Source organism: Alteromonas sp. DY56-G5 (assembly GCF_041414725.1).
GTDB lineage: Bacteria > Pseudomonadota > Gammaproteobacteria > Enterobacterales > Alteromonadaceae > Alteromonas > Alteromonas macleodii.
Map to the genome: position 1 here is coordinate 1 of NZ_JANHZQ010000023.1, position 22585 is coordinate 22585.

Consider the following 22585-nt stretch of genomic DNA (forward strand, 5'->3'; position numbering starts at 1 on the left):
ACATGAGCCGTATACGAGGCCCGTATGTACGGTTCTGTGAGAGGGATGAGGCGGTGACGCCTCACCCTACTCGATGTCTCTAATGGTTGTTTGCTGCTCTTAAGCAATGGCTTAGTTAGTTGGAAATGGCGAATATGCTAATGACTAGGTTTTTTCGCCTTTTTGATGTGCAACAAAACTCAAGACCTTCTTATATTACTTGGTTAAATTATGTCCGGTTGGATTAGTGTGCTATTGTAAATAACGTTTGGCTAACAGTATGCATGAGGCAGGGAGGGAAACTAAGATGGCTTATAAATTTAAGTTTTTTGCACAACCTGTAATCAGTAACATCAGAACGTTCTGTGAAGCTGCGCTGGTTGAATTCACTATTGGTCTGATATGTGCAGTTTTCGCCTATGCAAGTTATGGTGTTTTTATTCACCTTTTTGTTGCTTGCGTTGTTATCTCGATAGCGTGTTTTTGCCTAAGTATCTATAACTTATATAGTCTTTTCTATTATTCATAAAGCAATTCGTTTTTTCGCTACTATTGAGACACACTCGAATACAGCATACATCCATAAAAAAGGGTTAACACAGTGTGTGTTAACCCTTTTTGATATGATTGCTTGTCTTAAATAGCGTTAGTATTTATTCATCAAACCAGCGATTAAGCCGAATCTATAGAATGCTTACGCTTTAAGCTGGTTACCAATAGGTAGCTGGCGAATACGCTTACCGCATGCAGCAAAAATGGCATTGCACAGCGCTGGCGCATACACGGGGGTTGCAGGTTCACCTACACCTGCTGGCGGCGCATCGCTTTCAATTACTTCAACTTCTACCTCTAGTGGTGAATCGCTCATGCGCGGTACACGGTAGTTGTGGAAGTTACTCTGCTGTACACGCCCTTTATCAAACGTTATACCGTCACTGATTGCTGTTGTGGTACCGTAAACCGAGCCGCCTTGGGTTTGGTTTTTAACCGTATCGGTGTTAACTACAGTACCTGCATCAATCGCTACCCATGATTTAATCACGCTAAGATCGCCAGCGTCAGACACCTCAACTTCAACCACAGTAGCAACGTAAGTTAAAAAGCTACGGTGCGCAGCAATACCCAGTCCGCGGCCTTTAGGCATGTTGCGGCCCCAGCCTGCCATGTCAGATACTTTCTCAATTACATTGCGAAGACGACCTGTATCCAAAGGATAAACCGACTTATCACCCCAATAGTTTTGATATTCGGCTTTTTGATCCGTCACATCAATAATTCTATCAGGACCAATTACTTCCAATAGGTAATCTTTAGCGTCTTTGCCTGCTTTGTGGGCTGCTTCATTAATAAACGACTGTACAGCAAACGCGTGAAAGATGTTCGATACTGAACGCATCCATCCAATACGGGCTTTGGCTGGCGCTTCACCGCGCTCTAACTTCATGTTGGGCGTAAGAATAGGGTTATCCGTAAAGCCCAAATCTAACTCAAAGCTAAAGGGTGCGTTCGCGCCCTCTTGGAACGTAGAGGCAATAGGTGAAAACGCGGTTCTGTGAAGATAAGCGTCAATTTTACCGTTTTCATCAAGTGCAGCTTCAACATGTTGAGCGGAAACCGCGTGATAGAAACCGTGCTGAATATCATCTTCACGTGTCCATTGAACGCGAATTGGTTTGCCCGTTTTCATTGATAGGAATGCTGCTTCCGCTGAAAAGTCAGGCTTAGACTTACGCCCGAAAGCACCACCTAGCATGGTAACGTGAACATTGATTTTTTCTTTGTCCATGCCAACCATAGCGCCCACGGTTTCCATATCAGCCTGCGGATTTTGTGTTGCTGCCCATACGTCAACGCGATCTTTATAGTACATGGCAGTAGCACATGGTGGCTCCATTGGGGCTTGTGCTAAATGCGGCACGTAATAGTCAGCAACCAGTTTGTCGCTGGCTTTTTCTAAAACGCTCAACGCATCGCCTTTTTCTCTAACAAGCGCTTGAGGTGCATTTACTGTGTTAAGCAACTGCTCTTTAAAGTTCGCTGAGTTATAGTCGCCATTTGCGCCATCGTCCCAGGTGACGTCTAATGCTTTGCGGCCTTGCCATGCTGCCCATGTGTTGTTAGCTATAATGGCTAGCCCACCTTTTGGTTGGAACTGAGGCGCACCTTTTGGCGCTGGAATTTCAATTACATCAACAACGCCATTAACCGCTTTTGCTTTATCTGCATTGAAGCTTTTCATCTTACCGCCCACTACAGGTGGGCGTTCGATTATAGCAACAAGTGCTTTTGGCTCGCGCACGTCGGCGGCGAAGGTTGCTTTACCGGTAACGATATCTTGAAGGTCGATATGCGCCATACCGGTATTGATGTAACGCCATTCTTTCCTTTCTTTAAGCTTAAGCTTATCTGCTTCTGGCGGCGTAATGGTTAATGCATCGTCTACTAAGTCTTTATAAGCAAGCGTTTTACCTGAAGTGTGTGTTACCACATGCTGCTCGGCAACACAGGTACTTGGCTCAACACCCCAACGCTTAGCTGCTGCATGTTGCATCATATAACGCACGCTTGCGCCCATTTCTCGAAGACGCTGCATATTGAAGCGGATACTACGCGAGCCATCGGTGTTTTGGTCACCGTATTTGGGGTCGCCTTTGCCTTGAATAACAATGACTTTGTCCCACGCAGCTTCCATCTCGTCAGCTACAATTTGCGCAATGGCGGTTCGGATCTGTTGACCCATTTCGCTGCGGTGACACGTTACTTCAACCATGCCGTCAGGGCGAAGTGCAATGAACAAGTTTGCGCGCTTTGCGTTTTCCGCTGGCTTTGCTAATACGCCAGCCATGGCGCGAGGTGCACCACCCATAAAATAGGTACCAAGAACCAGTGCACCCGCCGCTGCTGTCGATTTTAAGAAACTGCGGCGATTCATATCAAAATAGGTATTCTCACTCATGCTTCTTCTCCCGCTTGGGTTGGGTCAAAGTAGCTAACGCCAGCGTTGCTGCTTATTGATTTCGACGCAGACTTAATGGCCTTGTGAATGCGAGGGTACGTGCCGCAACGACAGATGTTGCCCGACATATTCTGAACAATTTCTTCGTCACTTGGCGTTGGGTTGGTTGATAATAGACTGGCAGCTTGCATGATTTGCCCACATTGACAGAAACCACATTGTGGTACTTTGTGTTCTACCCACGCTTTTTGGACAGGGTGATCGCCATTTTCGCTTAGCCCTTCAATAGTGGTAATTTTTCTGCCTTGAACGGCTGATACAGGCAATACGCAAGAGCGTTGTGCCATGCCATCAATGTGAACAGTACAAGCGCCACATTGCGCCATACCACAGCCAAACTTAGGTCCTGTAAGATTTAATTCGTCACGAAGGTACCACAACACTGGTGTTGATGGGTCACCAGAAAATTCGTGTTTGTTACCATTAACGGTAAACGTGATCATGGTCTTGTCTCCATAGGTAAGCGAAAGATATGACTTGGACCAGATTGTTTAAATCTGGCCTACCCAAGCAGCGCAATGCGGGGTCAACGCATTGCACAAAATCATATCGATACGGTTACATTGCCTGATGATACGAACTATCTAAGATGCTGAGCATGCTCAGATAATTGCCACTATTATTATTGTTAAAGGCTTCGCAATTTATACTTTAGTTTACGTTAACACGCATTGCATCATTACGCATTTACATAAGTTTAATTGCTAACACTTTGCGACAAAGTGGTGAGAGATGAAGAGGGGGGCGAAACGCACTATGCGTTATGGCGTGCTCAACTTTCTAAAAGCACACCTGTTAGAACAAAAACAATTAACGCAGCTTTCGCATAAGAAGAAAACGATCAATTCTACGGGCACCACTCGTCATTGTTTTTTGGCTGTATTTGAGCCAGCTTCGCGCTTTTGGCCAGTCGTAACTTAAGAGCACTAAACCGCCTATCACTAACAAGATAGAGCCCGGAAGTAATGTTAGAACAATACCGCCGATAAACAAGATTGCTCCAAGGGTAATTCTTACTATTCGCATGTATAAACACTCGGCTTGGTGAAGTTTTCATCTCACAGTTTCGCCCAAAGATGCACATTTGCCAATATGAAAAATGTAAATGTTTGTGCCCGATCTTTGAATAACTGGGTGTTGGGTATTCTTAAAGATTGTCGAATAAGTAAGCGGTTAACACCTTCGGTGGGCACAATGCCCTAATTGCGGTGGAAAGCAGGGATGAAATAAAGTACAAAGATAAAAAAGGCGTACGCTACGAACTAGTGGCAAAACTGCCTAGAAGGTAACTGAGACATGGGTATCAAGTAGCAGTACTAGTAAGAACAGATAACGATAATAATGAGAGTAAAAATGGCAGAACAACCAGAAAACCAACCAATCAGTGATGAAGAACGCGCAACGTGGGTACGAGAACAGTTTCAAAAGGCAAACAAATTTTTAGCGGAAAATGGCGTGTTGTTTGATTCTGTTATTACCGAAGAAAGTCGTTATTTAATGCCGTACCTTGCAGTTTGGAAAATTAGAGCAATGGACAGTAAACGCTATTGGGTTATTAGTGGTGATTTACCTTCTGATTACACATCAGTCGATAACGCCAAAGACGCCAAGGACGTACTGCGTCACTTTGCTATGCATTGGCAGTTGAAAGCAGAAAATCTCATTAATGCAGAGGGCGCAGACGATACTCAAAAGGCGTTTGGTGCTTTACTAATTAATCGTGCTGAAAGCTTGTTTGCCATGCAGAACGCGCCAGATCTTTGGAACTAATTCCAGGCAATAGCCTGTATTAGTGAGACGTTTTGTAAATACATAGCTTAATGAAGTTGAGTCACGTCCGGAAGAGGAAATCGCTCTGCCGGACATTTTAGGCGCTGTCTTGGAACGCCTGCGTCCATAAATACTTGCCCGTCGGGAATAAAACCAATGGATTGGTGATAGGACACGCTTTCTAAATTGCAGACTACTTTGATAATGGGGACGTTGTTTTGCTTTGCCGTGTTAATCAGCGCTTCAAACAAAGCGCGATAAACAGGCAATGTTCTGTGGCAGCGCTTAACAGCAATTCGGCCTAGTTCGCCTCGTTTGGTTAAGCGCCCAGTGGCAATGGGTTCGTTTTCATCATTGACGATAAGCACATGGCACGCCGAACTGTCGTGTTCGTCGAACTCGCTTGCCTCGGGGACGCGCCACTCTAAAACAAATACATGTTCCCTTAGTGCTTTCAGTCGATGTTTATCCTTTTCCCAATCGACGTTTTGTATCGTAAACGCCATACTTACCTGTTAACCTTCGAACCATTCCCAGTAACCATTATTGATAAGTGTAGTTAAGGTTTCTAAAAATGTAAAAGAAGGCGCGTCTTGGCAACACGTTGCGTTCAAAACGCCTCCTGATGCCAGCACTTCAAACCATTCTTGGTCACTTTTGCCAAATTCGAACTGACTGCCATTTACAAAGAGTGCGCGAGGAAGACCACGCTTACCGTCACATAGTAATGCACGCACACCCGGTGCAGGAACAAAGCTAATGCCTGCGGCAAACTCATTTGAAATTTGCTCTAGCGATACTTCGTCTTCTAGCGGATATTCAGGAATGCCTTGTTCACTCATGGCTTCTAGAAGTGCCAAAGTAAAGTCTTCACCGTTTATCGCATCTATGAGCTGCTGCTTAAGAATGGCAACATCGCTTGGATTTACCCAAGCACGATTGCCTTGCATAGAGCGGCTTGCATCGGTAAAGCGATAATTATGTGCGCCTTTATCCAACATCATCGCCAGGCTTTCCGCTAGTTGCAGATTGTCCGGAGCACGATAACCCACAGAGTAGGTGAGGCTATCTTCAATTGTCGCTCCATCATGAGGCCAGCCCGGTGGTACGTACACCACATCGCCAGGCTCAACCACAACATCTATAACAGGGTCGAAGCCTTCAATTTGTCTTAATTTTGGATGTGGAAAAACTTCTTTATAGTCCGCCGGCTTGCCCACACGCCAGCGTCTTCGGCCCTTACCTTGAACTAAAAATACATCATATTGGTCGATGTGAGCACCAACGCCTGCACCATTGGTGGCGAAGCTCACCATCAGGTCGTCCAATCGCCAATTAGGGATAAAAGAAAAGGGATCTAGTAGAGGGGTTACGTCGGGCACATATTTATCTACGCCTTGAACTAGTAATGTCCATTTGCCCTGACATGCTTTGTCAAAATCGGTAATTGGCCCTTGTTCAACATGCCAGCTGCCTTTCACGTTGCTAATAATACGTGCATCCACTTCCGACTCTTGTGCTAGACCGGCAAGATCGTTCTCATCGATAGGATCTACAAAGTTGTCAAAGAAGTGTTTGATGACTACCGGCTTTTGCTGCCAGTAGTTTTTTAGAAAGGTTTCTGCATTAAAGCCGTTTCCAGATTGTGCATCAATAATGTACGAATTGTCGTTAGTGGGCATAGTGTCTCTTATAGTAAGCCAATTAAATGGGTTTAATCTGTTGATTTAAGTATTGTGCGTGGCGTTACAAATATGCGGTAAGCGTTAGCACTTTGTCAAAAGCGAGGTTGAAGCTTATGCGCGGCATTATCGATTATTGAAACGTTTATTGCTACCTTGCATTTGCTTCACCTGATTCAGTAGGGAGAGCCGAATTCATAACGGTTCGCATAGATAATTACCCACTCAGCGAAACTTAACATGTTCGTACTCGCGGCGAGTTACTGCAGGTGTAATTCATCTAACTTAGAAATCACGTGCTTTTTAGCTCAATGTTTACATGACATGGGTGGTTATCAGATGCGCTAGACAGGAGTTAGCAAACGTATGCGCTCATTAGCATTGTTTTCGTGTGCAGCTGTTTTGGTAGGAATGTGGTTTCTTTGCGATTTTCGCCACACATTTTTGACTCACTGAGTTTCCGCTTGTCGTGTTCACGCGTTGAAAGCTCAGTGTTAGCGTTTATATTTGAACCACAAGTGAAGTACGTATTAAAGGAACAAGGGTTATTCGCACTCGCGCTAGAGCGATGAATAATCTGTCGTTTAACCAGGCTGTAAGACTTCTCACAAATAGCAATTGTATTAGGTGCTGTGTATTGCTCTAACATTGCAGCCCTATTTACCGTAGTCCCCCAAATATCAAAGCCTGCAAGCGGGCGAGAAGATTGGCCGGCAAGTAAAGAGCCTGTCGCAATGCCAACTCGCAGTTGGCTTGAAGATGAAGCTAAAAGGTCGTTGCTATTTACAAGCTCGCGAGCGCGAAATGCGAATTCGATGGCGTTCACCAGAGCGTTCAAAAGCGAGTGTGTTGTACTACTGTGTTCGCCGTTAAAACCAACCGCAATATATTGATCGCCGTTTGTTTTTAATGGCGAAAGGTGTAAATCAGCGGCAAGCACATCGAATTCAGAAAACAGGCTATCTACAAGTCTGGCGCATGTAATGTCGCCATATTTAACTGAGAGTTGTTGGAAGCCTGATAGGTCACAAAAAATGACGACGGCATTTTTTATACAGCTTTTTAAATTCGCGGCACTACTTTTGGTTTCCAGCGTTGTACTTAACACCTTCGAAACCGTGGGGGAAAGCACAACACAGTGTTTTTCCTGCAATGAGAAAGGAGTGTGGTTCGTGTTGCGTAAATCCATTTGCTTGCTCCCACGGGTATGTGAAAATTCAATGTAGAGAAATTTAGGAATAAAAAAAACGCGGTACTAATGACCGCGTTTTTCAGTGTAGTGGAAAGCGTAAGGGCTTATAACTGATCTACAAGCCTGATTGCATCGCCAATGTATGTAGCAGGCGTTAATGCCTTAAGCTCTGCTTTGGCCGCTTCTGGCATATCTAGGTTATCAATAAATTCAGCAATGACCTCAGCGTTTACTTTCTTACCACGGGTCAGTTCTTTTAGCTTCTCGTATGGCTTTTCAATACCGTAACGACGCATAACAGTTTGAATAGGCTCTGCAAGCAGTTCCCAATTGTTGTTTAGCTCGTTAAGTAAGCTTTGCTCATTAACTTCTAACTTGCTGATACCTTTCAAAGTAGCCTGATACGCAATAACCGCATAACCTACACCGACGCCAAGGTTACGTAGTACGGTTGAGTCAGTAAGGTCACGTTGCCAGCGAGAGATAGGAAGCTTAGCTGCTAAATGGTCAAAAATAGCGTTCGCCAGACCTAAGTTACCTTCTGAATTTTCGAAATCGATAGGGTTAACTTTGTGTGGCATGGTAGAAGAGCCGATTTCGCCAGCTACCGTTTTTTGCTTGAAGTGACCCAGTGCAATGTAACCCCAAACGTCACGGTCGAAATCGATAAGAATGGTGTTAAAGCGCGCAATGGCATCAAACATTTCTGCAATATAGTCATGCGGCTCTATTTGCGTAGTGAACGGGTTCCAGGTTAGACCTAGTGAGGTAACAAACTTCTCTGAAACTTCGTGCCAATCTACATCTTTATACGCTGACAAGTGTGCATTGTAGTTACCCACTGCACCGTTAATCTTACCAAGTAACTCAACACCTGCGATTTGGCTACGCTGACGCTTTAGGCGAATAGCCACGTTTGCCATTTCTTTACCCATGGTGGTAGGTGAAGCAGGCTGACCGTGAGTACGTGCCATCATAGGCACGTTCTGGTAGCGCTTAGCAAGCTCTACTAGCGCTTCAATTAATTTGTCACAGTAAGGAAGAATAACGGTCTCGCGGGCTTCGCGAAGCATTAAGCCATGTGAAAGGTTGTTGATGTCTTCAGACGTACACGCAAAGTGGATAAACTCATTTACTGCTGAAAGCTCACTATTGTCGGCAACCTTCTCTTTAAGAAAGTATTCAACCGCTTTCACATCGTGGTTTGTTGTGCGCTCGATTTCTTTGATGCGCATGGCATCTTCAACACTAAATTCAGCTACTATTTTGTCTAGTAGTGCATTTGACGTGTCTGTAAAAGCAGGAACTTCTTCAATTTGTGGGTTAGTAGACAGCATTTGTAACCAACGTACTTCTACTTCTACACGGTATTTTAATAAGCCGTACTCACTGAAAATACTGCGTAATTCTACGCTTTTGCCAGCATATCGACCATCGACAGGGGAAATTGCAGTTAACTGACTCAGTTCCACCTTAAGCTCCTCACTAGTTTATTAATCGTAGTGCTTTAACAGCACTGTTAAGAATGTGTTTGCGTTTAAATAAAATGTTTCTTCGTTTTCCACCCATCTGACGCCACATTACTGCAGCCCTAACACCTGCAAGCAAAAGCGCACGCACTTTATGCTGAGTAGCAGGTTGGCTTAAATAATCTGGGTTACCAGCTACCTGAATACGCGGTGCTAGCGGACTGATGATATCGCTGTAAATGCTCGCTAAAGAGGAGACTATTTGTGGGTTTTGGAAATCGATGTGAGCAAGCTGGCGCTGAACATGGGAAATACGTTCGCCCAGTTCCTGCATTGCTTTAGACTTTCTCGCTAGCTTTCTTTCAAGGCCTAGAATACTAGCTATATAGCGGGTTAATTCCGTATCTTTTGTTGCTTGTTTGTCAGATAGCTGTGCTGCGAGTGTGGTGTAACCGGTTTTTAAGTTAGCGAGCTGGCCGAAAACCTGTTGAGGTGTTTCTGGGTCAGTAACCAGTATGCTCGATAAGCTGGCCTCTATAGCCTCGTTATCGGCAGAACCTCGTCTGGCAAGCTGTTGAACCAGCGCAGCAGCTTGACATACACCTGCAAGTGCTAGGTTATTTTCTATGTCGGTATCTAACATCAGCGAATATAACTCTCAATAATACCGCCGCCAAGGCAAACTTCGTCACTATAGAACACCGCTGACTGCCCCGGCGTTACCGCCTTCTGCGGCTCATCAAACATCACTTCAATGGTGTCGTCTTGAGTTGGCGTTATTGTACATGGGATATCGGCCTGACGATAACGGGTTTTAACTACCGCGCGCACAGGTTCTGTAATTGTTTTTCTATCCACCCAGTGTAGCTGCTTTGCTACCAAGCCTTTCGAGTATAGGCGAGGATGGTCGGCACCTTGGCCCACAATAAGTACGTTGCGTGCAACATCTTTATCTACCACATACCAAGGGTCGTCACCGTATTTGGCTAATCCACCAATGTGTAAGCCTTTACGTTGACCTAGCGTGTGGTACATCAAGCCTTCGTGTTGGCCAATTTCTTCGCCTTCTGCTGTTTCAATAACGCCAGGCTGAGCTGGAAGGTAACGAGCAAGGAAGTCTTTAAATTTGCGTTCACCAATAAAGCAAATCCCGGTAGAGTCTTTCTTATCGTGAGTGATAAGACCTTGCTCCTCGGCAATTTTGCGAACTAATGGCTTTTCGATGTCACCCACAGGGAAGAGCGTTTTAGCAACGTGCTCTTCGCCCAATGTGTAAAGAAAGTAGCTCTGGTCTTTATTGTTATCAAGACCGCGTAGCATTTGCCATTTACCGTCAACTTCTCGGCGACGAACATAGTGACCAGTTGCAATGTAGTCAGCGCCAAGGTCTTCTGCTGCAAATTCAAGAAACGCTTTAAACTTAATTTCTTTGTTGCACATAATATCTGGGTTTGGCGTACGGCCCGCTTTGTATTCCTCTAAGAAATACTCAAACACGTTATCCCAGTACTCTGCTGCAAAGTTAATGGTGTGCAGTTCAATGCCAAGTTTGTCAGCAACCGCTTGAGCATCTTTTAAATCTTCTGCAGCGGCACAGTATTCATCGTTGTCGTCTTCTTCCCAGTTTTTCATGAAAAGACCTTCAACCTGATAACCCTGTTGTTGGAGTAGGTAGGCTGAAACAGACGAATCGACACCGCCGGACATTCCGACGATCACTTTTTTGCTGGCGTTAGATTCAATATCACTCACTATGGATTGCACACTCATTTGATTAATAAAAAAGAAACCGTATTTGTTAAATCAGTCACCAATTAACATGTTGATAAATATGCTAAGGCGCTTACCCACTCAGTGGGCTATACCACTAATCAGCCACTTACAAATCGGCCCGTTTTCGAGGTCGCGGATTTTATCAGATTCCGATAGCTAATTCACATTTAATCCTTATCTGATTAAGTAATTAAATATGTGCCAAGCGGCGGTTGGCCTTTGCTGTAAAAAATTGTCTATATGCAAAGATGAACAGCAACCTTTAACAGCGCTAAAAATCCGTAACGTTTCGGTGCCTCTTTTAGTGTGGCCAAGGAAGGTGATTTCAAGTATTAGAAATTGAATTGCCTTTAAAAGTGAACGTAGCTGCCATTATCAATACCATCAATGGTCCAATTACCCACGCGATATCTGATGAGCCGAAGGGTGGGGTAGCCGACGTGCGCTGTCATACGTCGCACTTGTCTGTTTCTGCCTTCTGTAATGGTAATTTCTACCCAGCTAGTAGGGATCGACTGTCTAAAGCGTACGGGCGGATTCCGCGGCCACACGCTAGGTGCTTCCATGGCCTTTACTTTAGCGGGGCGAGTCATTCCATCTTTTAATTCCACGCCGTCACGCAGCGCCTGCATTGCTTTTTCGTCCATAATACCTTCAACTTGCACCCAATAGGTTTTGCTGGTTTTAGCTTTTGGGTTAGCAAGTTTATGCTGAAGCTTTCCGTCATTGGTGAGTACGAGAAGACCTTCCGAATCTCTGTCGAGTCGTCCTGCGGCATACACACCGGGAACATCAATATAGTCCTTTAGGGTTTCTCTACCGTCTGCATCAGTAAATTGAGAAAGAACTTGAAAGGGCTTATTAAAAAGCACCACTTTAGCGTTTGAAGACATATTACTTCCGCTTGTTTAAATTCAAAATTTCGGGGGGGATTTTACGACAAATGACGATGCTTCGCATGGGAAAATCAACCGCAAATAGTGGTTTGCTCAATGAAGTTTGTCGATAAATTCGGTGATCTTATGAGTTAAGACAATGGTATGACTTGTAACTCAAACTTTCGACCCTATACTAATGGTCGCTCCCATTTTTATAAGAGAGCGCATCTGCATAATTATTAGACAGTTTTAGCAGTGATAAGCGGGCTTGCTTATACATCGTATCTCGAAATTGCGTACGACTAGGTAGTCGAGTGCAAAGCCATGAGATGCATATTGCTAACATAGGGAATTGAATAATATGTAGGGAAGAAAACAGCAAGTGACCTAGTGCTTAATAAAAGCAAAAGGTGGAAAACATCAAATACGTTTCGCAATGACTGTGGGCGTGACATGAACATGTTGCGGGTTGTTGCGACCTAATGGACTAAAGACGACAGTACCCTGTCGAGAAAATTGAGGTATATAATGACCAAGTCTAAGATCATCTACACGAAGACTGATGAAGCGCCAATGCTGGCGACTTACTCACTTCTTCCTATCATCCAGAAGTTTGCTGCGGCTGCAGATATCGACGTTGAGCTAAGCGATATTTCACTTGCTGCACGTGTTTTGGCAAATTTCCCTGAGTATCTTTCTGAAGAGCAAAGAGTGCCAGACGCGCTAGCTGAACTGGGTGAGATGACCCAAGACCCGAACGCTAACATCATCAAGCTTCCAAACATCAGTGCCTCAATTCCACAGCTTCGTGCAACTATCAAAGAATTAAACGCAAAAGGCTTTAACGTACCAGCGTTCCCTGATTCACCTAAAACAGCTGAAGACGAAGAAATTCGCGAGCGTTACGGTAAAGTATTAGGTAGTGCGGTAAACCCTGTGCTACGTGAAGGTAACTCGGACCGTCGTGCACCGACAGCGGTGAAGAACTATGCCCGTAAGCACCCGCATTCAATGGGTGAGTGGTCTCAAGCTTCTCGTTCGCACGTAGCGCACATGCGCGGTGGTGATTTCTACTCTGGTGAGAAATCAGTGACAGTTGAGAAAGACGGTCACGTTAGCATCGAATTTACGGGTAAAGATGGCAGCAAGAAAACCCTTAAACCGCGTGTAGATTTGCTAGCTGGCGAAGTTATCGACGGCATGTTTATGAGCAAAAAAGCGCTGTGTGAATTCTTCGAAGAGCAAATTGAAGATGCGAAAAACACAGGCATTCTTTTCTCACTACACGTAAAAGCGACCATGATGAAGGTGTCTCACCCAATCGTATTCGGTCACTGTGTAAAAGTATTTTACAAAGATCTATTCAACAAATGGGGTGACCTGTTTGAAGAGCTAGGGGTTAACCCTAACAATGGTCTTGGTAGCGTTTACGACAAAATTGCAAGCCTACCTGAGAGCCAACGCTCTGAAATTCAAAAAGATATCAACGCATGTTATGCCGACCGTCCGCCAATTGCGATGGTTAACTCTGACAAAGGTATCTCGAACCTTCACGTACCTAGTGACGTAATTGTTGATGCCTCTATGCCTGCAATGATCCGTAACTCGGGTCAAATGTGGGGACCAGATGGAAAGGCGCACGACACTAAAGCAGTTATTCCAGAAAGTACTTATGCAACCATTTACCAAGAAGTTATCAACTTCTGTAAAACGCATGGTGCATTCGACCCTACAACGATGGGTACGGTTCCTAACGTTGGCTTAATGGCACAAAAAGCCGAAGAGTACGGTTCACATGACAAAACGTTTGAGCTAGAAGCAGACGGTACTGTTTCAATTGTTGACCAAGACGGCAATGTTCTTATTTCTCACGATGTTGAAGAAGGTGATATCTGGCGTATGTGTCAGGTGAAAGACGCACCTATTCAAGATTGGGTTAAGCTAGCGGTAACGCGTTCACGTCAATCTGGTATGCCTGCGGTATTCTGGCTAGATGACGAACGTGCTCACGATGCGCAACTTATCAAGAAAGTTGAAAAGTACCTACAAGACCATGATACCAACGGTCTAGATATTCAAATTATGTCTCCTGTACGCGCTATTCGCTACAGCATGGAACGTGCAATTCGCGGTCTGGATACCATTTCAGTGACGGGTAACGTACTTCGTGATTACCTTACTGATTTGTTCCCAATCCTAGAGCTTGGTACCAGTGCTAAAATGCTATCAATTGTTCCGTTGATGGCTGGTGGCGGCCTTTATGAAACGGGCGCGGGCGGTAGTGCACCTAAGCACGTGCAACAGTTCGTTGAAGAAGGTCACTTGCGTTGGGACTCACTCGGTGAATTCCTGGCACTTGCTGTATCGCTAGAAGATGTTGCTATTAAGCACAGCAACACCAAAGCAAAAGTTATTGCTACTGCACTTGATAAAGCAACGGAAAAACTACTAAACAACGGTAAGTCTCCGCTTCGTAAAGCAGGTCAGTTGGACAACCGTGGTAGCCATGTTTACCTAGGTCTATACTGGGCTGAAGAAGTAGCGAACCAAACGGAAGACGCAGATCTAGCTGCGCAATTTAAGCCAGTGTATGAAGAGTTGTCTGCGAAAATTGACGACATCTTGGCTGAGATTGATGCAACGCAAGGTAGCGCGCAAGAAATTGGTGGTTACTACTACCCTGACGAAGACAAGCTTTTCGCAACCATGTCTCCAAGTAAGACATTAAAAGCTATCTTAGGCGCATAGTATTTTGTGTATATGCGTTAGGCTTATAGGTCTAGCGCATAGAATAGTACTCTCAAACCTGAGAAGCTATTTCAAAACAAGGTTTAAAAGCCCTCTCTTCAAACGAGAGGGCTTTTTTTATGTAGAACCACTATACCTGCGCTAACACGCGGCGATTACGAACATTTTAAGCCTAGCTGAGTAGGCAATGGTCTACGCGGACTGGTATAAGGGGTAATAAGGGGTAGGGCGATATACCTTATGTTTTGGAAACGAATGTATAAGCGGGAGATAAAAGGAACAGGAAAAAAGCTCGTTGATTGTCTAATTTGAACTAGTACGCAACTTTAATACACAACGTTAAGATAACGTAATGCTTATTTTTGTGGGGAAAATTTAAACGCACTTATCCGCACAGGCGCTTTACTGCACCTACACATTTTGAATGGCAAGAAAAGCAAAAGCCCGACGTAAAAGGTCAGGCTTTAAAAATTCTTTTCTTAACGCTCTGGTTCTTCTTTGAAGCCAATGTTCTCAGCGTGAAGACCTTTAGGCCCTTGCTGAACTTCGAACGTTACTTCTTGACCCGCTTTTAGCGAACGGTAGCCTTCCATTTGAATCGTAGAGTAATGCGCGAAAATATCTTCGCCGCCGTCCTCAGGAACGATAAATCCAAAACCCTTTGCGTTGTTAAACCATTTAACTTTGCCAACCGCCATACTTCGACTTCCTCTTAATCCTTGAACTCACGAGTATATGCCCCCATTATAGATCCGGAGACACGGTGGAAAGAGTATTGATTGTAGCTGCTACGCAGTAAGTTATGTCGTAGCTAACGTGCAATACTCAAAACCACTATACAAAATGTAGATTTTTTAACCATATTATGTCAAGGGCAAATGTGAATAAATTTATCCAAAAGTTTGTACACATATGTGCCATTAAACCACTATTATTAAGTTATGAGTAAAGACAACGCTATTAGTATCGAAAAGGAAAAACAGAAAGACGCGCAGCGACAGAAGCCGCAGCCGCCTCCCATGTATAAAGTGTTGTTGAACAATGACGACTATACACCGATGGATTTTGTCATTGAGGTACTCATGCAGTTTTTCAATATGGACGCTGAGAAAGCCAACCAACTTATGCTGACCGTTCATTATCAAGGAAAAGCCGTGTGTGGCATTTTTACTGCTGAGATAGCAGAGACAAAAGTGATGCAGGTTAATCAGTACGCACGCAAACATCAGCACCCGTTGATGTGCACGATGGAGCAGGCATAAGGTTTTTTGTAGAGGGCGAGCAATATGTTAAATAAAGAATTAGAACAAACGTTAAATAACGCGTTTGTATTTGCCAGAGAGCATCGTCATGAGTTTATGACGGTTGAGCACTTGTTGTTGGCATTGCTTGATAACTCAGCTGCTCGCGATGCGCTCAAAGCATGTGGTGCCGATATTGAGGCAATTAAAAGCGAACTGTTAGCTTTTGTTAAAGATACTACGCCTCTCATTTTAGATGACCAGTTAAACGAACGCGAAACTCAGCCCACGCTCGGTTTCCAGCGCGTGCTGCAGCGTGCGGTATTCCACGTTCAGTCGTCTGGTAAGGACGAAGTCACTGGCGCCAACGTACTTGTTGCTATATTCAGCGAGCAAGAGTCTCAGGCCGTTTATATTCTCAAGAAGGCGGATGTAACGCGCTTGGATGTGGTGAACTTCATTAGCCATGGCGTAAGCAAAGCGGATGATGATGAGCCTGTAAACCCTGAAGCGTCGGAAGAGGCTGAAGCAGGCGAAGAAGGTGGCTCAGCATTAAGCAAATACGCAACTGATCTAAATCGTCATGCGAAAGACGGCAAAATAGACCCGTTGATTGGCCGCGATTCGGAAGTAGAGCGCACTATTCAAATTCTATGTCGTCGTCGCAAAAACAACCCGCTGCTTGTGGGTGAAGCGGGCGTAGGTAAAACGGCGATCGCAGAAGGTCTTGCATACAGAATCGTTAACGAAGACGTGCCTGATGTTATTGCTGAAAGTACCGTTTATTCACTGGATTTAGGTGGCCTTCTTGCTGGTACCAAATACCGTGGTGACTTTGAGAAGCGTTTGAAAGCAATTCTGAAAGAGCTTGGCAAAGACAAGAACGCCATTTTGTTTATTGATGAAATCCATACCATTATTGGTGCTGGCGCTGCGTCGGGCGGTGTAATGGATGCGTCAAATTTACTTAAGCCTAAGCTATCAAGCGGTGAACTACGCTGTATCGGCTCAACTACATATCAAGAATATCAAGGTATTTTTGAGAAAGACCGCGCCCTTGCACGTCGTTTCCAGAAAGTTGACGTTACTGAGCCTAGCGTCAGCGATACCACAAAGATATTGCTTGGCCTTAAGAGTCGCTACGAAGAGCACCACAATGTGCGTTTCACTCAAAAGGCGATTCAAGCTGCGGCGGAATTGTCGGCTAAATACATCAACGAGCGTCATCTTCCAGATAAAGCCATTGATGTAATGGATGAGGCAGGCGCAAGCCAGCGCTTGTTGCCGCCTTCTAAGCGCAAAAAAACGATAGGTGTGGGCGACATTGAGCAAATTATTGCAAAAATGGCGCGTATCCCTGAGAAGTCTGTATCAGCTTCTGACAAAGAGGTGCTTAAGAACCTTGGCCGCAACCTTAAAATGGTTGTGTTTGGTCAGGATAAGGCTATAGAGACGCTTAATGACGCTATATTGCTATCACGTTCTGGACTTGGAGCTGAAGCAAAACCAATTGGTAGCTTCTTATTTGCCGGTCCAACCGGTGTTGGTAAAACAGAAGTAACCCAACAGCTGGCTAAAATCATGGGTGTTGAGCTTGTACGTTTTGATATGTCTGAGTACATGGAACGTCATGCAGTTAGCCGCCTCATTGGTGCGCCTCCTGGTTACGTTGGTTTTGATCAAGGCGGTCTGTTAACAGATGCGGTAATCAAAAACCCGTACTCAGTAGTGCTGTTAGATGAAATTGAGAAGGCGCATAGCGATATCTACAATATTCTTCTTCAGGTTATGGACCACGGTACGCTCACTGATAACAATGGACGTAAGGTTGACTTTAGAAACGTGGTGTTAGTGATGACCACCAACGCAGGTGTTCAAGAAACCGTACGTAAATCTATTGGCTTTAAGCAGCAAGATCACAGTCACGATGCGATGTCTGAAATCAATAAGGTGTTTACACCTGAATTCAGAAATCGCCTGGACGGTATTATTTGGTTTAACCATCTTGATCCTGAAATTATCTTGCAGGTGGTAGATAAGTTCATTATTGAGCTTCAGGCACAGCTTGACGTTAAAGGCGTGTCGCTAGAGGTCACCAGTGCAGCCCGCGCTTACATGGCTGAGAAAGGCTATGATAAGGCAATGGGAGCACGTCCTATGGCGCGCGTCATTAAAGATGACCTGAAGAAAGAGTTAGCGAACGAGCTATTGTTTGGCGAGTTATCTAAAGGCGGAAACGTTAAAGTAGACTGCGTTGATGACAAACTTACCTTTGAGTACACAGGTGTAGGTGCAACGTCTGAAGAAGCAGAGCCAACCTAATGTAATAAAGCATGTAGCGCTAGGTAGAAAGACTAATGTCGTCTATCAAGCGCTATATCTTCGTTAGTAACTTTGTTTTTAGCGATAGTGCTTCGAGGATGAAATAGGTAAAACTCAGATACGAAAAAGCCCGATCTTAATCGGGCTTTTTTTATGCGTTACCGCTTAAATGGCTCATTATCTTGCGCGATAAACGATACGACCTTTGGTCAAATCGTAAGGAGTCATCTCAACGGTGACCTTATCGCCAGTAAGAATACGGATATAGTTCTTACGCATTTTACCAGAGATGTGTGCAGTCACTACGTGACCGTTTTCTAGTTCAACGCGGAACATAGTGTTAGGTAGCGTGTCTAACACAGTACCTTCCATTTCAATACAATCTTCTTTTGCCATGTAAAGCAGTTACCTCAGTAATTCAAAATTTTTGCCGCGCAGACCTTACCCAATCTTGGGTTCGGTGTAAAGCAATTAAGTGGGTATTTTACTATTTTTGCTAAATAGATGCCATTCATTGTCACTAAACTGCTCAAATGGCAAAAATTTGTGTTTATAAGACATTTTTTGACAACCCTCTACGTAATAGCCCAAATAAACATAGTGGTGGCCTAAACGCCTCGCTTCCTCAATTTGCATGAGTATCATCCATGTACCTAAAGATGCAGAGCTATACTCAGGGTCGAAAAACGTGTAGAGCGCAGAGAGTGCACCCATATGTTCGTTAGCATCGACAACGTCAGTGACAGCCACTGCAATGAGCTTGTCGCCATCATAGGCCTCTAGGTAATGGGTTGTCATCCAATCACACAAAACGAAATTGTCGAACTGGGTTCGTGACGGCGGATACATACTACCGTCGGCATGTCGCTCCGTAATGTAGCGTTCATACAACGGGTAGTATGTGCTTTTAGTTTCACTAACTAGCTGAACGCGAAACCCTTGGTTGGCCTTTAACAGCCTTTTTTGACTGCGAGAGGGGGTATAAGCATTCACCGGAATTCGCACCGACTTACACGCCTTGCAGGCTGGGCAGTGTGGACGGTAAATTTGTTCACCGCTTCGTCGAAATCCCACTTGAATAAGTTGCGAGTATCGCCACGCCTGAAAATCATTGTTTTCGGCGTATACTAATAATTGCTCTTGCTCATCGGGCAAATAGCTACATGAAAATGATTGGGTTATACCAAACTTCACGGAGTAATCACTCTTGGCTTCCAACTATTAAGGTAGTCTTCTGACAGCCTACCGTCTTCAGTTAAAGTGTGGTTGTTGTTTTCCAGTTTTTCAATAAAGTTTTCACGGGATAACACATTCGCACCAAGGGATGCCAAATGATCGGTAGGAAGCTGGCAATCAATAAAGGCCATATCGTGAGACTTCATGTGCTCAACCAACGCCATCATAGCAAGTTTTGACGTATTACTTTCCCGGTGAAACATCGATTCACCGCAATATACCTTGCCAATTCCAACGCCATATAGTCCACCCACCAATGTTTCGCCGTCCCAAACTTCCACAGAGTGTGCTAAACCCAAACCATTGAGCTGCCGGTAAGCCGCAATCATGTCATCGGTAATCCATGTTTCGCTATTGAGTTCACCTGTGTTTGGGTTTTTACGAGGGGTTGATGAACAGGCTTCAATGACACGGTCGAACGCGTAATTTAGCGTTACCGTGTATTTTTGTTTTCGAGCAAGCTTCTTAAGGCTTTTCGATGCGACAAAATTGTCGAGATCAATAATGGCTCTGGGGTCGGGAGACCACCACAACAGGGGTTCGTCATCACTGAACCAAGGAAAAATGCCCTGTGAGTAGGCAGAAAATAAACGTGCAGGGCTGAGGTCGCCACCAAATGCTAGCAGGCCGTTAGGTTCGTCTAATGCAGTGTCGACTGGAGGGAAGGGCGCGCCTTCTTCGATGTAATGTAACGCTATCATAATCGGGCCAGAAAAAAGCCCCACTGAACAGCAGGGCTTGGGAAACAGTATTAACCTTGTTCAGGCATCGTACCATCTAAGTATTTTTCAGCATCTAGCGCCGCCATACACCCTGTACCTGCTGATGTAATGGCCTGACGATAAATATGATCGCTCACGTCACCTGCAGCAAACACACCTTCAACGCTTGTTTGCGTCGCATTGCCGTTTGTACCGCTGTTTACAACGATATAGCCATCTTTCATTTCAAGCTGCCCATCAAAGATATCGGTATTCGGTTTGTGACCGATAGCAACGAATAGACCCATAACATCAAGCTCTTCAGTGGCATCACTGTTCGTATCTTTAATACGGACTTTGGTTACACCCATTTCGTCACCGAGCACTTCATCTAGTGTACGGTTTAAGTGTAATACCACGTTACCGTTTTCTGCTTTATCACGAAGGCGTTGCTCAAGAATTTTTTCACTTCTAAAGCTATCTCTTCTGTGAATAACATGTACTTCTGATGCAATGTTTGAAAGGTAAAGCGCCTCTTCAACAGCGGTGTTACCACCACCAATTACCGCTACTTTTTGATTGCGGTAGAAGAAACCGTCACAGGTTGCACAAGCAGATACACCTTTACCCATAAACGCTTGCTCTGATTCAAGACCAAGGTATTTAGCCGAAGCACCTGTAGCAATAATTAGTGCGTCACACGTATAAGTACCGCTATCTCCGTAAAGCGTGAAAGGGCGCTTCGAAAAGTCGGTCTTATTGATGTGATCGAAAATAATTTCAGTATCGAACTTTTCAGCATGCTTTTGCATACGAACCATTAGATCAGGACCAGTAAGGCCTTCAGGATCGCCCGGCCAGTTTTCTACTTCTGTCGTGGTAGTAAGCTGTCCGCCTTGTTGAATACCAGTTAACAGTACAGGTTTAAGGTTTGCACGTGCAGCATAAACCGCTGCTGAATAACCTGCAGGGCCTGAACCCAAGATAAGTAGACGGACGTGTCTGCTTTCTGCCATTTTCCTCTCCAAATAATTCACCCAATAGGGTTACTTATAAAATTTCTCTTAGAAAGCTAGGTAGGGGCGAAAATCTGTAAATCAAGCTCAACACCTAGTTACTTTTATTATAGTAATTTGCCAGCGCAACATCTGCAGGTCGTTATTCACTTGCTTTAACAAAAGTAACAACAAAGCCATGCAGGACAATGTTTAGGCTTAAGCGCTATATGATGCCTTTAAGCGAGAAAAATGTCACTTAAAGATAGATTGAACTTATACCTTTTAATTATTAACGTACGGTGTGTTAGTTACACAACGCCGATCTTCACAGCAGACCATAAGGCAGCCGCCACATCAACGAAACTTAATTAACTACAGTGCAATCGTATTTGATAAGATCGATGTTGATAGTTTATTGCTGTAATTACGTACTGATTTAGAAGAACCAGTTTGTATTAGCCAAAAAGCGGATTACAATTTAGTTATAACTATCGAATAATGACGTGAGTGATATCAGTATTAATGCTGATAGTAAGGTTTATCAAAGAGGTGAGGCATGTCTCAATCAATAATGACAATGTTGAAAAACGGTCAGCAGTACATGAAGACATGGCCTGTAAGAAAAGAACTCTATGCCTTTTTCCCAGAGTGTAGAGTTGTAGCAGCGACTAAGTTTGCAATTAAAACCATGCCGCCAGTGGCAATGGTTTCATGCGCGCTGCTCTATCAGAATTTAGGCGCCGATTATCTACCTCAAACCATTACCATAGGTGCTTTCTTCTTAAGTCTGCCTATGCAAGGTTTGCTTTGGCTAGGACATCGCTCTGACCAATACCTTCCACCACAACTGAAAAGCTGGTACCAAGAAATCCACTCAAAAATGCGCTCGCAAGGTGTGGCTATGACCAATGCTAAATCAAAACCAAAATATAAAGAGCTAGCGCAACTTCTTAAGACAGCGTTTAACGATTTAGACAACGCATTTACTAAACACTGGTTTAATTAACAGCACGTATCCTGTAAATACCGCTCGCCAGACAGCGTCTTGGGTCAATTGGCTTTTAGGCTGCCAACGTCTGGTGCGCGAAGCAAGGCCTGACACTTCCTACATTTGTATTGTGCCCCTTTTAAAATATTATTGTGTCTGCGTGTACTTAGCGCATAAGTGTCACAGTCACACACATAATGAAAAGTGCGGGCTACCCGTTTCACGTCAAATTGATGGGTAGCATTAGGCGTGCAGTTAAATACGCTGCGCATTATCGACTGCCATTCTTTGCCGTGGGGCTGAACTCTGCCAAACAGAACCCATACCAACAAATGGCTGACTTCGTGTGGTACCACGTCACTTAAAAAGGCATCGATATTATCTTTAAACAGAAGTGGGTGAAAATTCACGCGGTTTTGCTGTAAAAACGCAGTGCCCGCATTTTTCCCCGACCGTCTAAAAGTGATGGTAGGGCGCTTGAACGTTTGCTTGAAGTATTGCTCTGCTTGCTCATAGCAATAAAAAACAGCGTCGGTAATAACGCGACGCTGTTCTTGAGTTAAGTCATTTGAAGCGATGTTGCTGCCTCTGT

Annotated in this window: 21 protein-coding genes; 5 read left to right on the forward strand and 16 right to left on the reverse strand. The window is 44.4% G+C overall.

What is annotated here, in order from left to right; translation table 11 throughout:
- Positions 1 to 673: 673 nt before the first annotated feature.
- The 3 genes from NO989_RS12235 to NO989_RS12245 all read right to left on the reverse strand — a co-directional run bounded on the left by NO989_RS12235 (position 674) and on the right by NO989_RS12245 (position 4021).
- Positions 674 to 2935 (reverse strand): molybdopterin cofactor-binding domain-containing protein, encoded by a 2262-nt coding sequence (locus NO989_RS12235; RefSeq protein ID WP_061485789.1) that lies wholly within the window; start codon positions 2933 to 2935, stop codon positions 674 to 676.
- Positions 2932 to 3438: a (2Fe-2S)-binding protein gene (locus NO989_RS12240; RefSeq protein WP_014976393.1), complete on the reverse strand. Its 507-nt coding sequence runs from the start codon at positions 3436 to 3438 to the stop codon at positions 2932 to 2934. Before NO989_RS12240 ends, NO989_RS12235 begins: the two co-directional genes overlap by 4 nt.
- 367 nt (positions 3439 to 3805) lie before the next feature.
- Positions 3806 to 4021 (reverse strand): PGPGW domain-containing protein, encoded by a 216-nt coding sequence (locus NO989_RS12245; protein WP_061485790.1) that lies wholly within the window; start codon positions 4019 to 4021, stop codon positions 3806 to 3808.
- A gap of 327 nt (positions 4022 to 4348) precedes the next feature.
- Between NO989_RS12245 and NO989_RS12250 the strand changes: the two genes are divergently transcribed.
- Complete coding sequence (locus tag NO989_RS12250; RefSeq protein ID WP_014949321.1) at positions 4349 to 4765, forward strand: DUF4826 family protein; 417 nt, start codon at positions 4349 to 4351, stop codon at positions 4763 to 4765.
- 47 nt (positions 4766 to 4812) lie between these two features.
- Here the strand turns inward: NO989_RS12250 and NO989_RS12255 are convergent, their stop codons facing one another.
- The 7 genes from NO989_RS12255 to NO989_RS12285 all read right to left on the reverse strand — a co-directional run bounded on the left by NO989_RS12255 (position 4813) and on the right by NO989_RS12285 (position 11774).
- On the reverse strand, positions 4813 to 5271 hold the full coding sequence (locus NO989_RS12255) for a GNAT family N-acetyltransferase (RefSeq protein ID WP_014949322.1): 459 nt from the start codon (positions 5269 to 5271) through the stop codon (positions 4813 to 4815).
- Between the two features lie 9 nt (positions 5272 to 5280).
- Positions 5281 to 6447 (reverse strand): JmjC domain-containing protein, encoded by a 1167-nt coding sequence (locus tag NO989_RS12260; RefSeq protein ID WP_039229486.1) that lies wholly within the window; start codon positions 6445 to 6447, stop codon positions 5281 to 5283.
- 355 nt (positions 6448 to 6802) lie between these two features.
- Complete coding sequence (locus tag NO989_RS12265; protein WP_061485791.1) at positions 6803 to 7636, reverse strand: adenylate/guanylate cyclase domain-containing protein; 834 nt, start codon at positions 7634 to 7636, stop codon at positions 6803 to 6805.
- A 107-nt stretch (positions 7637 to 7743) separates the two neighbouring features.
- Entirely contained in the window at positions 7744 to 9111 is a 1368-nt protein-coding gene (gene purB, locus NO989_RS12270) for an adenylosuccinate lyase (RefSeq protein ID WP_039229483.1), read from the reverse strand.
- A 13-nt stretch (positions 9112 to 9124) separates the two neighbouring features.
- Entirely contained in the window at positions 9125 to 9751 is a 627-nt protein-coding gene (gene hflD / locus NO989_RS12275; RefSeq protein ID WP_061485793.1) for a high frequency lysogenization protein HflD, read from the reverse strand.
- On the reverse strand, positions 9751 to 10878 hold the full coding sequence (gene mnmA / locus NO989_RS12280) for a tRNA 2-thiouridine(34) synthase MnmA (RefSeq protein ID WP_044556785.1): 1128 nt from the start codon (positions 10876 to 10878) through the stop codon (positions 9751 to 9753). Before mnmA ends, hflD begins: the two co-directional genes overlap by 1 nt.
- Positions 10879 to 11231: 353 nt before the next feature.
- Positions 11232 to 11774 (reverse strand): rRNA large subunit pseudouridine synthase E, encoded by a 543-nt coding sequence (locus NO989_RS12285; RefSeq protein WP_014976399.1) that lies wholly within the window; start codon positions 11772 to 11774, stop codon positions 11232 to 11234.
- Positions 11775 to 12287: 513 nt separating this feature from the next.
- Between NO989_RS12285 and NO989_RS12290 the strand changes: the two genes are divergently transcribed.
- Positions 12288 to 14507, forward strand: coding sequence for an NADP-dependent isocitrate dehydrogenase (locus NO989_RS12290; protein ID WP_075176505.1), 2220 nt, complete (start codon positions 12288 to 12290; stop codon positions 14505 to 14507).
- Between the two features lie 479 nt (positions 14508 to 14986).
- On the opposite strand, the gene cspD is transcribed toward NO989_RS12290, so the two are convergent.
- Positions 14987 to 15205 (reverse strand): cold shock domain-containing protein CspD, encoded by a 219-nt coding sequence (gene cspD, locus NO989_RS12295; protein ID WP_014949330.1) that lies wholly within the window; start codon positions 15203 to 15205, stop codon positions 14987 to 14989.
- 243 nt (positions 15206 to 15448) lie between these two features.
- Between cspD and clpS the strand changes: the two genes are divergently transcribed.
- Together clpS and clpA are read left to right on the forward strand one after the other, a co-directional pair.
- Positions 15449 to 15769 (forward strand): ATP-dependent Clp protease adapter ClpS, encoded by a 321-nt coding sequence (gene clpS / locus NO989_RS12300; RefSeq protein ID WP_014949331.1) that lies wholly within the window; start codon positions 15449 to 15451, stop codon positions 15767 to 15769.
- 24 nt (positions 15770 to 15793) lie between these two features.
- Entirely contained in the window at positions 15794 to 18070 is a 2277-nt protein-coding gene (gene clpA / locus NO989_RS12305) for an ATP-dependent Clp protease ATP-binding subunit ClpA (RefSeq protein ID WP_014949332.1), read from the forward strand.
- Positions 18071 to 18247: 177 nt separating this feature from the next.
- Here the strand turns inward: clpA and infA are convergent, their stop codons facing one another.
- From infA to trxB, 4 genes are all read right to left on the reverse strand, one after another.
- Complete coding sequence (gene infA, locus NO989_RS12310; RefSeq protein ID WP_014949333.1) at positions 18248 to 18466, reverse strand: translation initiation factor IF-1; 219 nt, start codon at positions 18464 to 18466, stop codon at positions 18248 to 18250.
- A gap of 75 nt (positions 18467 to 18541) precedes the next feature.
- Positions 18542 to 19264, reverse strand: a complete 723-nt coding sequence (locus tag NO989_RS12315) for an arginyltransferase (protein ID WP_014979201.1) — start codon at positions 19262 to 19264, stop codon at positions 18542 to 18544.
- On the reverse strand, positions 19261 to 20007 hold the full coding sequence (gene aat / locus NO989_RS12320; RefSeq protein ID WP_321825403.1) for a leucyl/phenylalanyl-tRNA--protein transferase: 747 nt from the start codon (positions 20005 to 20007) through the stop codon (positions 19261 to 19263). The genes NO989_RS12315 and aat overlap by 4 nt, the downstream gene beginning before the upstream one ends.
- Positions 20008 to 20057: 50 nt before the next feature.
- Positions 20058 to 21023 (reverse strand): thioredoxin-disulfide reductase, encoded by a 966-nt coding sequence (gene trxB / locus NO989_RS12325; protein ID WP_014949336.1) that lies wholly within the window; start codon positions 21021 to 21023, stop codon positions 20058 to 20060.
- 538 nt (positions 21024 to 21561) lie between these two features.
- On the opposite strand from trxB, the gene yfbV reads away from it, so the two are divergent.
- Complete coding sequence (gene yfbV / locus NO989_RS12330; protein WP_321825404.1) at positions 21562 to 22011, forward strand: terminus macrodomain insulation protein YfbV; 450 nt, start codon at positions 21562 to 21564, stop codon at positions 22009 to 22011.
- A gap of 44 nt (positions 22012 to 22055) precedes the next feature.
- Here the strand turns inward: yfbV and NO989_RS12335 are convergent, their stop codons facing one another.
- Entirely contained in the window at positions 22056 to 22571 is a 516-nt protein-coding gene (locus tag NO989_RS12335) for a SprT family zinc-dependent metalloprotease (protein WP_039232687.1), read from the reverse strand.
- Positions 22572 to 22585: the final 14 nt, after the last annotated feature.

Bases quoted from the DNA above. Each gene is read 5' to 3' on its own strand.
- infA (WP_014949333.1), bottom strand. From the start codon at position 18,466: ATGGCAAAAGAAGATTGTATTGAAATGGAAGGTACTGTGTTAGACACG.
- NO989_RS12260 (WP_039229486.1), bottom strand. From the start codon at position 6,447: ATGCCCACTAACGACAATTCGTACATTATTGATGCACAATCTGGAAAC.
- mnmA (WP_044556785.1), bottom strand. From the start codon at position 10,878: ATGAGTGTGCAATCCATAGTGAGTGATATTGAATCTAACGCCAGCAAA.
- NO989_RS12265 (WP_061485791.1), bottom strand. From the start codon at position 7,636: ATGGATTTACGCAACACGAACCACACTCCTTTCTCATTGCAGGAAAAA.
- NO989_RS12240 (WP_014976393.1), bottom strand. From the start codon at position 3,438: ATGATCACGTTTACCGTTAATGGTAACAAACACGAATTTTCTGGTGAC.
- NO989_RS12235 (WP_061485789.1), bottom strand. From the start codon at position 2,935: ATGAGTGAGAATACCTATTTTGATATGAATCGCCGCAGTTTCTTAAAA.
- hflD (WP_061485793.1), bottom strand. From the start codon at position 9,751: ATGTTAGATACCGACATAGAAAATAACCTAGCACTTGCAGGTGTATGT.
- clpA (WP_014949332.1), top strand. From the start codon at position 15,794: ATGTTAAATAAAGAATTAGAACAAACGTTAAATAACGCGTTTGTATTT.
- trxB (WP_014949336.1), bottom strand. From the start codon at position 21,023: ATGGCAGAAAGCAGACACGTCCGTCTACTTATCTTGGGTTCAGGCCCT.
- cspD (WP_014949330.1), bottom strand. From the start codon at position 15,205: ATGGCGGTTGGCAAAGTTAAATGGTTTAACAACGCAAAGGGTTTTGGA.
- NO989_RS12255 (WP_014949322.1), bottom strand. From the start codon at position 5,271: ATGGCGTTTACGATACAAAACGTCGATTGGGAAAAGGATAAACATCGA.
- aat (WP_321825403.1), bottom strand. From the start codon at position 20,007: ATGATAGCGTTACATTACATCGAAGAAGGCGCGCCCTTCCCTCCAGTC.
- NO989_RS12250 (WP_014949321.1), top strand. From the start codon at position 4,349: ATGGCAGAACAACCAGAAAACCAACCAATCAGTGATGAAGAACGCGCA.
- NO989_RS12285 (WP_014976399.1), bottom strand. From the start codon at position 11,774: ATGTCTTCAAACGCTAAAGTGGTGCTTTTTAATAAGCCCTTTCAAGTT.
- clpS (WP_014949331.1), top strand. From the start codon at position 15,449: ATGAGTAAAGACAACGCTATTAGTATCGAAAAGGAAAAACAGAAAGAC.
- NO989_RS12245 (WP_061485790.1), bottom strand. From the start codon at position 4,021: ATGCGAATAGTAAGAATTACCCTTGGAGCAATCTTGTTTATCGGCGGT.
- NO989_RS12290 (WP_075176505.1), top strand. From the start codon at position 12,288: ATGACCAAGTCTAAGATCATCTACACGAAGACTGATGAAGCGCCAATG.
- yfbV (WP_321825404.1), top strand. From the start codon at position 21,562: ATGTCTCAATCAATAATGACAATGTTGAAAAACGGTCAGCAGTACATG.